The sequence below is a fragment of the Rhodococcus sp. SJ-2 genome (assembly GCF_053750035.1).
Map to the genome: position 1 here is coordinate 427688 of NZ_CM132340.1, position 12280 is coordinate 439967.

A 12280-nucleotide genomic window follows, 5' to 3' on the forward strand; every position below is an offset into this window, starting at 1 on the left:
GCCCGACGACGCAGCCCACAAACCCTACCGATCGGCAACAACCGTTCGAGACAGGTTACTCGCTGGTCATCTCAGGCGCCCTTCGCATACACACCGGCCCAATCTACAGGGTTCGGACCAGCACACGAGCGGTCGCAGGCAGGACACGGCGCCGTCGCCTGGACGATGAGAGGAGGATCACCACACGACCGCGATGATCACGTTGAGGATGCCGAGTCCACCTGCCACGTGGGCGAGCGCAGCAGTGGAACCGGGGTCGCGCTTCTCCTTCTTCAGGCCGACGACCGCGACGGCGAGGATCACCAACGCGATCACGAGCTTGATCCCGATCTTCATGTGGTTCACCTCGACCGTGTCCTGCGCTTCACGCAAGCCCACGAGGGCGATCCCCGTCACCACCTGAAGGATCGCGCCGTGCAGCATGCCCATCACGACACGCGGCTCCTTGATGACCGCGAGCCACGAGCCGATGATTCCGGCGAGGCCGATGAAATGCAGGATCAGAAGGATCTTGATGGCGACGTCCATGGCCGCAATCCGAACATTTCAGGCGCTACCTGTCCAGTAAGGCAGCACTCACGACGTGGTGTACTTCACCCCTGATCGCGGTACCACTCGAGGAGTTCCGGAACGTCGATCGCTGTTCGCTCGACGGTCGCCGCGGCGTCGGCTCCCTGCAGGATCCGCTTGATCGGAACCTCGAGTTTCTTACCGGTTCGGGTATGTGGGACGCCCGGTGCGGCAAGGATCTCGTCCGGTACATGCCGGGGCGAGACCCGAATCCGAAGTTCATTGCGGATCCGCTCGCGAAGAGCCTCGTCGAGGGTCACCCCGTCGGCGAGGACGACGAACAGGGGCATCCAGTATTCGCCGTAAGGTCGCTCGACTCCCAGCGCGAGCGCCTCGACGATCTCCGGCAAGGCTTCGACCACCTGATAGATGTCGGCTGTACCGATCCGGACCCCGTGCCGATTCAGCGTCGCATCGGAGCGCCCGTGCATCCGAACAGAGCCGCGCTCGGTGATGGAGATCCAGTCTCCGTGCCGCCACACACCCGGGTACACGGAGAAGTACGCCTCGCGGAGCCGGGTGCCATCAGGATCGTTCCAGAATCGAACCGGCATCGACGGCATCGGCGCGGTGATCACGAGCTCGCCCACCTCGCCGCGCACCGGACGACCCGCGGCGTCGAATGCATCGACGGCGACGCCGAGGCACGGCACCGACAGCTCTCCCGGCCACACCGGCACGGTCCGGACCGATCCGATGAACGCCGACACCACGTCGGTGCCGCCGGTGATGGACATGACCTGGACCCGCTCACCTGCGTTCTCGCCCAGCCACAGCGAGGATGTGGGCGGCAACGTCGAGCCGGTGATACCGACCCCGCGGAGAGCGGAGAGGTCGTGTTCTCGACGCGGGACGATGCCCGCTTTGATGCACGCGAGGACGTAGCCGGGGCTCGTCCCGAAGACTGTGACGTGTTCGTCGGCCGTGATCCGCCACAGCCGGTCGACGTCCGGGTAGGAGGGGGCGCCGTCGTAACAGACGATCGTGGCGCCGACCAGCAGTCCCGCCGCGAGGAAGTTCCACATCATCCAGCTCGGGCTCGTGTACCAGAAGAATGTGTCGCGATGGCCGATGTCGAGGTGCAGCGACAGCGCCTTGAGGTGCTCGAGCAACACTCCCCCGTGCCCGTGCACGATGCCCTTGGGCAGACCCGTGGTACCGGACGAGAACACCGTCCACAGCGGGTGGTCGAACGGCACCGGGACGGGCTCGAGTTCATGTTCGCCTGCGGTTGCCTCTTCCCAGGTGAGAATGCCCGGATCGAGGAGGGTGTCACCGGAGGTCTCGCTGCGGGCGACGAGCACCGTCATCTCGAGGCCGGGCATGTGTTCACGCAACCAGACGATCTCGGCGATCCGATCGTGTCGGCGACCGTTGTACCGGTAGCCGTCCGCGGTGACGAGGACCTTCGGTTCGAGCTGGCCGAGCCGATCGAGCGCGGCGGGGGCGGCGTAGTCCTGCCCGCAGGCGGACCACACGGCACCGATTCCTGCGGTGGCGAGCAGTGCAATGATCGCCTCGGGAATATTGGGCAGGTAGCCGACGACCCGGTCTCCTGTTGTGACCCCGTACTCACGGAGTGTGGCTGCGAGGGCTGCGGTCTCCCGGTGCAATTGTGCCCAGCTCGTCTCTCGACGCTGTCCGTCCTCGTCGATGTGGACGATCGCCGGGCGATCCTCACGAGCGTTGCGGAAGACGTGCGCGGCGTAGTTCAGCCGGGCCCCCGGAAACCACACTGCTCCGGGCATCGTGGCATCGGCGAGTGCAGGTCCGGGGTAGGTGCCGCCGCGGATTTCGAACCAGTCCCACACGGCCTGCCAGAACTCGCAGGAGTGCTCGATCGACCATTGCCAGAGTGTGTCGTAGTCCGGCAGCTGCACAGCGTGTCGTTGTTCGACGAAGCGGCCGAATGCCGTCACCCTGGCTTCCGCGAAGTCCACCTCGGTGGGCACCCACTGTTGCCGGACCATCACCGTCACCTCCGTTCCGGCTCGACCTCGGTACGGTCCGCTCGGTAATCGTTGGCGCGCGCCTCCACTGATCGGTGAAGGATCTGTTCGGCGTGACGCAGCACGGGCGCGTCCACCATCTGTCCCTCGAACCGGAATGCGCCTCGCGACTCGGGCACCGCCGCGAGGACTCCGCGAGCCCACTCGACCGACTCACTGCTCGGCGCGTATGCGGCGCGGATGACGCCCACCTGATCGGGGTGGATCGCGACCTTCGCATCGAAACCGACGGCGGCCGCATCGAGTGTCTCGCTGCGGAGTCCGGCATGGTCCCCGAGGTCGGGACAGGCAGCGTCCAGCGCCCAGCGGCCGTACGCTTTCGCCGCAAGCAGAACCGAGGACCTGACATGCTTTGCGACGTCGCGGTAGGTGCCGTCCGCGTGCCGGATACCCTGCCCGCCGAGCGCAACAGCAAGCGCCTCCGCACCCCACATGACACCGATGGTGCCCATCGCCAGTGCGATCTCGGCGACCGCGAGCGCGCCGCGTGGCGAATCGACGAGCGCGATCACCTCGAGCGGGGCAAGTGCCGTTACCTGCTCCGGTGATTCGCATCGCGCGAGCATCACCCGGGTGTACGGGGTGTCGGCAAGGGCCCGCAGGTCGCGGCGATGCTCGTCGGTGCCGGATGGGCCGACGCGGACGACCGTGCGCGCCGGATCGAGCGACCGGTCGAGAAGGGACCGGCGAGCGTAGTCCTTGTCGGCCGGTGCGACCGAGTCGCCGAGATCCAGGACTACGACATCTGCGGTCGCGGCGGCCTTGCCGTAGCGCTCCGGGCGATCTGCGGGGCAGAACAACCATGCGGGTCCCGGGATCATGCTCATGTCGTCGCCTTCCTGTGCGTCCATTGTGCCGGTGGGGCACGGTGCGATGGTGCGGTTCTGCTCACCTCCCGTGGCCCGGTGCGCGGCATGTCCTCGAAGACGACGATGGCCCCGACCCGGACTTCTCCGGCGGGGCCATCGGCTCGATGCCGTCAAGCGTTGTAGATCAACTCCTCGCCCTGGTCATCGATGTGTAGATCAGGGTAAGGACCACTGCGGCCGCGATACTGATGATCCAGCGGATCCAGTCGATACCACCTGTGTCCTCGTTACCTTCCGACGAGATCGCGCCCCAGACCCAGTAACCGATGAGGGCGCCGACGATGCCGATGATGACCGTGATGATCATGCCCATCGACTGCTTGCCCGGGATCACGAGCCGGGCCAGCACACCGATGACCGCACCGAAAATTATGGTGCCGACGATTTCCCAGAACATCGCGCGCTCCTCTCGTAGATGATCTTGCCGCGACGAACTGTCTTCCAGTGTGTGCGTCCACGTAGTGACTACGGGGCGAATTCGGAAGATCGACTACCGAAAGTTGCGGGGACGGGACCTGATCACGAGGCGTGGATGATCACACCTCGAAGGTTCTTGCCGTCCCGCAGATCCTGGTATCCCTGATTGACCTCGTCGAGTGTGTACCGGGTGGTGACCAGCTCGTCGAGTTTCAGTTGTCCCGCGTCGTAGAGGCGCAGCAGCCGCACGATGTCGTATTGCGGGTTGGCCGAACCGAACAGCGAGCCCTTGATGGTCTTCTGGAACAACGTCAGGTCGGTGCCGGACACGTGCACGGTGAGTTTCTCGGGATCGGCCAGGCCGGTGATCACCACCGTGCCACCCTTGCCGATGACCGCGGTTGCCGCCGACACGACTTCCTCGTCGACGGTGCCCACCAGGATCAGCGCGGCATCGGCACCCTGTCCCCAACTCAACTCGTTGACCTTCTCCGCGGCCTCCGCTGCGGTGGAGAAAGCATGCGTTGCTCCGAACTTCAGGGCAGCGTCGCGCTTCATCTCGACGGGGTCGACCACCACGACGTACTTCGCTCCGGCGTGGACCGCGCCTTGGACGGCATTGATCCCGAGGCCTCCGATGCCGTAGATGACGACGATGTCGCCGGCACGCACATCACCGGCGTACACCGCGGTGCCCCATCCTGACGGCACACCGCAGCCGACGAGGACAGCGGTCTCCAGGGGCAGCCAGTCGTCGACCTTGACCACCGAGTGCTGCGAGATCGTGGCCCGCTCGGAGAACGTGCCCAGCATGCACATGGCTCCGAAATCAGTGCTGCCCGAATGGAAGCGGAAGGATCCGTCGGGCATCGATCCTTCGAGGATGGTCGCGCCCATGTCGCACAGGTTCTGACGGCCCGTCGAACAGTATCGGCACGTTCCGCAGTTGGGAATGAAGCTGCACACCACGTGGTCTCCGGGCTTGACCTTGGTGACTCCGGGACCGACCTCCTCGATGATGCCGGATCCTTCGTGGCCGCCGACGATCGGATAGCGCGGTGGGAGGTCTCCGTCGGTCAGATGCAGATCGGAGTGGCACAGGCCCGCAGCGGTGTACTTGATCAGGACCTCTCCTGGGCCGGGTCCGTCGAGTTCGAGCTCCATCAGTTCGAACGGCTTGCCCGCTTCGAGCAGTACTGCGGCTTTGGTCTTCATCTCGTCCTCCGTTGTCTCGCTGTTGTTTCAGCACGTGTGGGATTCGGGGCGCCTTCGGGTTCAGAGCGCAATGTTCACAGCTTTGGTCTGCGTGTAGAGGTCGATCGCGCTCGCGCCGAGTTCGCGTCCCCAGCCCGACTGCTTGAACCCGCCGAAGGGCATGGCGGTATCGAAGCCGTTGTACTGGTTGACCCACACCGATCCGGCTTTCAGCCGGCGGGCAGTGCGGTGGGCCTTCGACAGGTCACGTGTCCAGATCCCCGCGGCGAGACCGTAGATCGAGTCGTTGGCGGCCGCGTCGATACCACCTTCGGCATCGAAGGGCATCGCGGAGACGACCGGTCCGAAGATCTCTTCTCGCACCACACTGAACTCGGGCCGTACATCGACGAGGACGGTCGGTTCGACGAAGAAGCCCTTGTCACCCCAGCGTTGTCCGCCGGTCAGCGCACGTGCTCCGTCGGTCAGGCCTTCGCGCAGGAAGCCGGTGACGCGATCCAGCTGTTCTTGCGAGACCAGGGGTCCGAGCTGGGTGGCCGGATCCATGCCCGGACCGATCTTCACCTTGCTCGCGGCATCGGCCATCGCCTCGGTGAACTGATCGAAGATGGGCCGCTCGACGAACAGGCGCGTTCCTGCGACACAGCATTGACCGTGATTGAACAACCATGCATCGAGCGACCCTGCGACCGCCGCGTCGAAATCCGCGTCGGCGAACACGATGTTGGGGCTCTTACCGCCGAGTTCGAGCGAAACCTTCTTCAGGTTGCCCTTCGCGGCGTCGACGACCTTCTTCCCGACCTCTGTGGAGCCCGTGAACGCGATCTTGTCCACCCCGTCATGCGCGGAGAGCGCGGCGCCCGCATCTCCGAACCCCGTCACGACATTGACGACGCCGGGCGGGAAGCCGGCCTCCTCGAACACTTCGGCGAGGAGCAGTGCGGTCAGCGGTGTCTGCTCGGCCGGTTTGAGGATGACGGTGTTGCCTGCTGCGAGCGCAGGCGCAAGTTTGAACGCGGCCATGAGAAGCGGGAAGTTCCAGGGCACGATCAGTCCGCACACGCCGACCGGTTCGCGCAGGGTGTAGGCGTGGAATTCGCCGCCGGGCACGAACGGCATCGACACGTTGACGGTGCTGCCCTCGATCTTGGTGGCCCAGCCCGCGTAGTAACGGAAGATGTCGGCGGACCAGGCCGTGTCGACCGCCGCAGCGATCGCAGCAGATTTGCCGTTGTCGAGTGCTTCGAGCTGACCGAATTCCTCGGCGCGCTCGGTCAGCAGATCGCCTACCCGCCAGATCATCCGCTCACGTTCGGCTGCCTTCATGGTCGGCCACGGACCGTGGTCGAATGCGGAGCGGGCCGCGCGGACGGCTCGGTCGATGTCTTCCGGGCCGCCGTGAGCGACGTCGACGAGCTTGTCGCCGTTGGCGGGGTCGCAGGTGGCGAACACGCGACCCGACGCAGCATCGACGAACTCGCCGCCGATGTAGAGGCGTCGGGTTGCGGAAAGGAACTCTCGGACGCGCGGGGCGACGGTGTATTCGGCCACGGCAGTCATACGAACCTCCAGAAGTAGTGTGACACGAGTCATACTTCCCCGGAGGGGCGTCTCCGAACTGTCCAAGGTTTGGACACTCACCAGGGCCCGTCACGACGTCAGACGATGCCGAGTGCCTTGATCCGGCTGTACAGCGTGGTGCGGCTGATACCGAGTCGCGCCGCGGCATGAACCTTGTTCCCTCCGCTGTCGCGCAACGCGTCGATGATTGCTTCACGTTCGGCGCGTTCGAGGCCACCGAGTTTCGCCACTCGGCCGCTGCTGCGGTATTCCGGTGCGAGATCTTCAGCACGGAGCGGCAGCGACGACTCACGTTCCGGAATTCCGGCGAGCACCGCGCGGAGTTCGGCGAGGTTGCCCGGCCACGAACGACCTGCCAGCGCCGCGACCGCCCCCGGACCGAGACGGATGTCGGGTCTGCCGAGCTCATCTGCAAGTGCCGCCGCGAGGTCGCCGATCTCCCGGATACGTTGGCGCAGTGCAGGAATTCGCACTTGCCTGGCGCATCGTGCGAGGAGTTCACGGACCGGCTCGCGCACCGTGTCGAGGGGGTCCGATGTGAACACGAATCTCGGTCCCGATTCCAGCACGGAGACGAGCAATCCCAGGACGGGGTCCGGAGCCGAGTGCACATGCTCGACCACCACCACGTCCTCGCTCGTTGCCCCGTCGACGGTAGCCAGCAGCGCTGCCGACCACTCCCGTTGCCCTTGTGCGACGATGCGCGCAGCGTCGACGAAAATTCCACTGCGGCCCGAGAATTCACGGGCCGCCCAGGTGCGTCCGCTGCCGGGTTCGCCGACGACGACAACGCTGCCGGCGCCGGCGCGGGCACGCCCGAGCTCGCCTCGGAGACTGCTCGACGTGGTCTGGGCCACCGCAGTTCGACGCACCGGCTTCCGGTCTCCTGTGGCGTCGAGGAGGAACAGCGCGCTGCCGTCGATACCGGGAATGCGGTCGACCCTCAGGGTGGTGCGACCACCCGCGGTGAGTGCGAAGTCCATGGTTCGCGACTCACCGGAGGGTAGGTCCATCGCGATCGCGCGCAACGCTGCATGATCCGCCGGAACGAGCAGATCCACGGCGGCCTTGTTGGTGAGCATGATGTCCTCGCCCATCGCCGCAACGGCGAGCCCGCGCCGCTGCGCCGCGCGTTGGAATGCCTCGACCACTCGCTGGTCCGCTTCGCGGGCACTCTCGAGCAGGCGCGCTTCGATATCGCGTGCCGCGCGGGCCACAACTGGCGCGAACAGGGGATTCGCGGTCTTCCCGACCGCCGTGATGTCGAGAATGCCCTCGATCCTGCGGGTGACGGGGTGGACCAATGGATGGCCGTAGCAGCTGAATCCCTTGAGCGGCTCGAGAAAGTGTTCCTCGCCGTGCACGACGAGCCCTTGCCTCACCTCGAGCGGCGTTCCGAGCGCATTCGTGCCGAACGTCTCTTCACTCAACTCCGCGCCGGGAAGAACACCGAGATCGTCCATGGCACGTTGCATGGTTGCAGAGTCGAACACGCGGGTCACGATCCGGCAGTCACGATCGACCAGAATGATGCAGCACTCGGTCCCGGACAGTTGCGTGCCGAGCTCGTCGAGCACCGGCCGAGCCGCGCTGCGCAGCCGACCGGAGGTGTCGGATGGGCCCAGCAGTGTGGGCTCGGGAAGGTGCCCCGGATCAAGACCGCTCAGCTCGGAACGCTTCCAGGACAGCGCGATCTCGGGCCGCAACGGGTTCACCTGCGATCGGCCTCCTCGAGGAGCGCGACCGACACCTCACGCATCTCGACCTTGCGGATCTTGCCGGTGACCGTCATGGGGAACTCGTCGACGATGTGGACATAACGTGGGATCTTGTAGTGCGCGAGTTTGCCGGTGCAGAATTCGCGCAGCGCGTCGGCGTCGAACGCATCGGCGCCCTCGCGCAAGCGCACCCACACCATCAGTTCCTCGCCGTACTTCTCATCCGGAACACCCACGACCTGGGCATCGAGGATATCGGGGTGTGTGTAGAGGAATTCTTCGATCTCACGCGGATAGATGTTCTCGCCGCCGCGGATCACCATGTCCTTGATCCGGCCGGTGACGGACACGTAGCCGTCGGAATCCATCACTCCGATATCGCCCGTGTGCATCCAGCGCGCCGTGTCGATGGCTTCTGCAGTTTTCTCCGCCTGCTCCCAGTACCCCAGCATCACCGAGTATCCGCGCGTGCACAGCTCCCCCGGTTCACCGCGCGGCACGGTGAGCCCGGTCGCGGGGTCGACGATCTTGACCTCGATGTGCGGTCCGACCCTCCCGACGGTGGACACGCGCTGCTCGATGGTGTCGTCACTGCGGGTCTGCAGCGACACCGGCGACGTCTCGGTCATCCCGTAACAGATGGACACCTCGCTCATGCCCATTCGCTCCATGACCTGCTTCATCACTTCCGTCGGACACGGCGAGCCTGCCATGATGCCGGTGCGCAGGGAGGACAGATCGACGGTGTCGAAGGACGGGTCGGCGAGTTCGGCGATGAACATCGTCGGCACGCCGTACAACGACGTGCAGCGTTCTTCGGCGACGGCCGCGAGGGTGGCGGCCGGATCGAACGCCGGCGCGGGAATCACCATGGTCGCACCGTGACTCGTGCACGCGAGGTTGCCCATGACCATGCCGAAGCAATGGTAGAACGGCACGGGGATGCACACCTTGTCCTGCTCGGTGTAGTGGCACAGCTCCCCGACGAAGAATCCGTTGTTGAGAATGTTGTGGTGACTGAGGGTCGCCCCCTTGGGAAATCCGGTGGTTCCGGACGTGTACTGAATGTTGATCGCGTCGTCGGGGGACAGTTCCGTCCGGGCTGCATCGAGCGGTGACCGATCGGTTTTCAGCGCCGCCCGACCCCCGGCGACGAGCTCGTCCCACTCCGAACGGCCGATCAGTACGACCTGCTCGAGGTCTGGGCACTCACCTCGCACCTGATCGATCATCGCGGCGTAGTCGGAGGTCTTGAACTCCGGTGCGGAGATCAGCATCCGGATGCCCGCCTGCGCAAGCACGTACTGCAGTTCGTGCGAGCGATACGCGGGGTTGATGTTGACGAGCACCGCGCCGATCTTGGCGGTGGCATACTGCACGAACGTCCATTCGGCGCAGTTGGGAGCCCAGATTCCGACACGGTCGCCTTTGCCGATTCCCGCGCGCAGCAGTCCGAGGGCCAGGGTGTCGACCTCGGCGGCGAACTCGGAGTATGTCCAGCGTCGGCCGGTGGCTCGCTCTACGAGTGCGTCGCGGTCGCCGTGCCGGGCGACGGTGCGGTCGAGGTTGTCGCCGATGGTGTCGCCCAGCAATGGGACATCCCATGCCCCGGAGTCGTAGCTGGGCAGTGCGGGGGTGGCGATACCGGTCATGATGACTCTCCTGCGGTGGGGCGCGGCCGGACAGACGGGTTCTTCCACCATCCTCGTCTTTTCACGGCCGCAGGTGTGCGGATTCTGGACAGCTGCTGACGACTGACAGCGCCTTCCCCGAGGACCTCGGGGAAGGCGCCCGCTCCTAGAGCGCTCGGTCGCGGGTCTCGACGAGGGCCGCGGTGCAGACGAAGCTCACGAGACCGATCACCATGAGCATGACGCCGATCGCGATACCGCCGTACGCAGCCGCGAGCGGGGCGGCGATCATCGGCGGGATGGCGCCGCCGAGCACACCGGCGAGGTTGTAGCCGAGTCCGGCGCCGGTGTAGCGATACCGGGTGTGGAACATCTCGGGCAGCAGCGCACCGCACGGTCCGTAGGCGATACCGAAGATCGCGAGGGTGACCATCATGCCTACGACGAACGCGACCGGGGAGCCCGTGTCGAGCAGCGGGAACAGTGCCAGAGCCCAGACAACGGAGAATCCGCACGACACCATGATCACGCGCCTCCGGCCGAACCGGTCGGAGTAGAGCGCAGACAGCACGATCGCCGCACCGAAGACCACCGATGATGCGATTCCCACCATGAGAACGAACGGCCGGTCGAAGCCGAGAGTCGACGTCGCGTAACTCGTGAGGTAGGCAGTGCCCATGTAGAAGAAAGCGAACATGATCGCGAGAGCACCGGCCGAGAGGAGGATTTCCTTCGTCTGGTGGCGCAGGGCGTCCAGGAAGGGCAGGGAGCGCTTCTGCTCGGGCTCGGCGGCGCGGGCTTCTGTCTCGGCGCGGAACACCGGTGTCTCCTCGATAGCGAGGCGCATGTAGAGGCCGATCGCGACGAGAACGATGCTGAACAGGAACGGGATCCGCCACCCGTAGGTGAGGAACGCCTCGTTGGTGTCGCCCAACGCGAGACCGGTGAAAAGGAAGGTTCCGCTCGAGAGCGCGAACGCGATAGCCGGACCGAGCTGCGGGAACATCGCGTAGAGTCCGCGTTTGCCCGGCGGGGCATATTCGGCGGTCAGCAGTGTGGCACCGGCCCATTCACCACCGACCGCGAAGCCCTGTGCGAACCGCAGAAGCACGAGGATGATCGGAGCCGCGACACCGATGGTGTCGGCACCGGGCAGAAGGCCGATGAGCAGCGTCGCGATGCCCATGAGGAGAAGGGTCGAGACGAGCGTCTTCTTGCGGCCGATGCGGTCGCCGAAGTGACCGAAGAGCATGGCTCCGACAGGGCGGGCGACGAACGCCACCGCGAAGGTAGCGAACGACGCAACTGTGCCGGCGGTGGCACCGAGCGCGGGGAAGAACACGGTGGGGAACACGAGCGCTGCGGCAGTGCCGTAGATGAAGAAGTCGTAGAACTCGATCGTCGTGCCGATGCAGCTCGCAATCGCGACACGACGTATACCCGGCCCTCCCCCGTTACCGGTTGATGCGGTGGCAGTGGGACCGGGACGACCGGCCTCCACCGCCTGTTCCGCTGAGGGCTCGCCCGCCCCGGGTGTCGACACAGTGGTCACGTGGATCCTCCGTTGTCCGTCCTGACCGCGGTCGGCTACGTCGCCGCGGATTGGGAGGAAAACTAGTGATCCGCCTCACCCCCACACCACCCCCGAAAGGGGGTGGCTGTGAAAAGCGTCACATAGTGAGTCGAACGAACTATCTCCGGTCAGTTCCCGGATGCCCCTTCGAGCTCGGCGCGCATCTCCCGCCACACCGTCGCGTACGAGTCGATACTGCCAGCGGTCGCCCACGCCAGTGAGCCGCCCTTGATCTTCTCGAGCGCCTCCGCGAAGAGATCCTGGTATCGCGACAGACGAGGAACGAATGCCGACACGTCGTCGAACAGGTTCTGAGCCTTCCGATCGACGTCGAGCAACGCGTCGAGGAAGCCGTCGGAATCCGGGTCTTCGAGCAGCTTCGACAGCGTTTCGTCGAGCGGGCCGAACTGCTCGAACAGCTCCGCGATCGAATCTTCGTCGATGGACACACGCTCCGCATCGAGCTGGTCGGACAGCTCCGCGAAGCCTTTGTCGGTCAGCGAGACACCGCCGTCCGACGATGCAGCTTTACCTTGCTCGACGAGCGCTGCGAGCGCCGCCTGCCCCGACGAGACCGACACACCCAGATGCGCGGCCAGCACCTCCGCAGAAACCTGCTTCTTCAACCGCACCGTCTGCAGCAGTGCCAACTCGTCCACGTTGCCCGCGAAGGCCATATCTCACTCCTCGTCGCCCC

The 12280-nt window shown here is 65.4% G+C and carries 10 protein-coding genes; all 10 read right to left on the bottom strand.

The window, feature by feature from the left end; all coding sequences use genetic code 11:
• Nucleotides 1-177: 177 nt before the first annotated feature.
• Entirely contained in the window at nt 178-528 is a 351-nt protein-coding gene (locus ACSYG9_RS01890; protein WP_440125547.1) for a hypothetical protein, read from the bottom strand.
• 65 nt (nt 529-593) lie between these two features.
• The gene (locus ACSYG9_RS01895) at nt 594-2540 is read right to left on the bottom strand and encodes an acetoacetate--CoA ligase (protein ID WP_440125549.1); all 1947 of its coding nucleotides are present in this window, start codon (nt 2538-2540) and stop codon (nt 594-596) included.
• Nucleotides 2541-2545: 5 nt separating this feature from the next.
• Nucleotides 2546-3406: an aldolase/citrate lyase family protein gene (locus tag ACSYG9_RS01900; protein WP_440125551.1), complete on the bottom strand. Its 861-nt coding sequence runs from the start codon at nt 3404-3406 to the stop codon at nt 2546-2548.
• 166 nt (nt 3407-3572) lie between these two features.
• A complete protein-coding gene (locus tag ACSYG9_RS01905) occupies nt 3573-3845 on the bottom strand; it encodes a GlsB/YeaQ/YmgE family stress response membrane protein (protein ID WP_440125553.1) in 273 nt (90 codons plus the stop codon).
• Between the two features lie 122 nt (nt 3846-3967).
• Nucleotides 3968-5080, bottom strand: coding sequence for an NDMA-dependent alcohol dehydrogenase (locus tag ACSYG9_RS01910; RefSeq protein WP_440125555.1), 1113 nt, complete (start codon nt 5078-5080; stop codon nt 3968-3970).
• Between the two features lie 60 nt (nt 5081-5140).
• The gene (locus tag ACSYG9_RS01915) at nt 5141-6640 is read right to left on the bottom strand and encodes an aldehyde dehydrogenase family protein (RefSeq protein WP_454840950.1); all 1500 of its coding nucleotides are present in this window, start codon (nt 6638-6640) and stop codon (nt 5141-5143) included.
• Between the two features lie 98 nt (nt 6641-6738).
• The gene (locus ACSYG9_RS01920; protein ID WP_454840952.1) at nt 6739-8376 is read right to left on the bottom strand and encodes a sigma-54-dependent Fis family transcriptional regulator; all 1638 of its coding nucleotides are present in this window, start codon (nt 8374-8376) and stop codon (nt 6739-6741) included.
• Nucleotides 8373-10031: an AMP-binding protein gene (locus ACSYG9_RS01925; protein WP_440125560.1), complete on the bottom strand. Its 1659-nt coding sequence runs from the start codon at nt 10029-10031 to the stop codon at nt 8373-8375. Before ACSYG9_RS01925 ends, ACSYG9_RS01920 begins: the two co-directional genes overlap by 4 nt.
• A 145-nt stretch (nt 10032-10176) precedes the next feature.
• Nucleotides 10177-11511 carry an MFS transporter gene (locus tag ACSYG9_RS01930; RefSeq protein ID WP_440127498.1) on the bottom strand — a complete coding sequence of 445 codons (1335 nt, stop codon included), beginning with the start codon at nt 11509-11511 and terminating at the stop codon, nt 10177-10179.
• A gap of 200 nt (nt 11512-11711) precedes the next feature.
• On the bottom strand, nt 11712-12260 hold the full coding sequence (locus ACSYG9_RS01935; protein ID WP_440125562.1) for a hypothetical protein: 549 nt from the start codon (nt 12258-12260) through the stop codon (nt 11712-11714).
• Nucleotides 12261-12280: the final 20 nt, after the last annotated feature.

What these genes read in the sequence shown, in the direction of transcription:
- ACSYG9_RS01890 (WP_440125547.1), bottom strand. Translation starts at nt 528, where the DNA reads ATGGACGTCGCCATCAAGATCCTTCTGATCCTGCATTTCATCGGCCTC.
- ACSYG9_RS01895 (WP_440125549.1), bottom strand. Translation starts at nt 2,540, where the DNA reads ATGGTCCGGCAACAGTGGGTGCCCACCGAGGTGGACTTCGCGGAAGCC.
- ACSYG9_RS01900 (WP_440125551.1), bottom strand. Translation starts at nt 3,406, where the DNA reads ATGAGCATGATCCCGGGACCCGCATGGTTGTTCTGCCCCGCAGATCGC.
- ACSYG9_RS01905 (WP_440125553.1), bottom strand. Translation starts at nt 3,845, where the DNA reads ATGTTCTGGGAAATCGTCGGCACCATAATTTTCGGTGCGGTCATCGGT.
- ACSYG9_RS01910 (WP_440125555.1), bottom strand. Translation starts at nt 5,080, where the DNA reads ATGAAGACCAAAGCCGCAGTACTGCTCGAAGCGGGCAAGCCGTTCGAA.
- ACSYG9_RS01915 (WP_454840950.1), bottom strand. Translation starts at nt 6,640, where the DNA reads ATGACTGCCGTGGCCGAATACACCGTCGCCCCGCGCGTCCGAGAGTTC.
- ACSYG9_RS01925 (WP_440125560.1), bottom strand. Translation starts at nt 10,031, where the DNA reads ATGACCGGTATCGCCACCCCCGCACTGCCCAGCTACGACTCCGGGGCA.
- ACSYG9_RS01935 (WP_440125562.1), bottom strand. Translation starts at nt 12,260, where the DNA reads ATGGCCTTCGCGGGCAACGTGGACGAGTTGGCACTGCTGCAGACGGTG.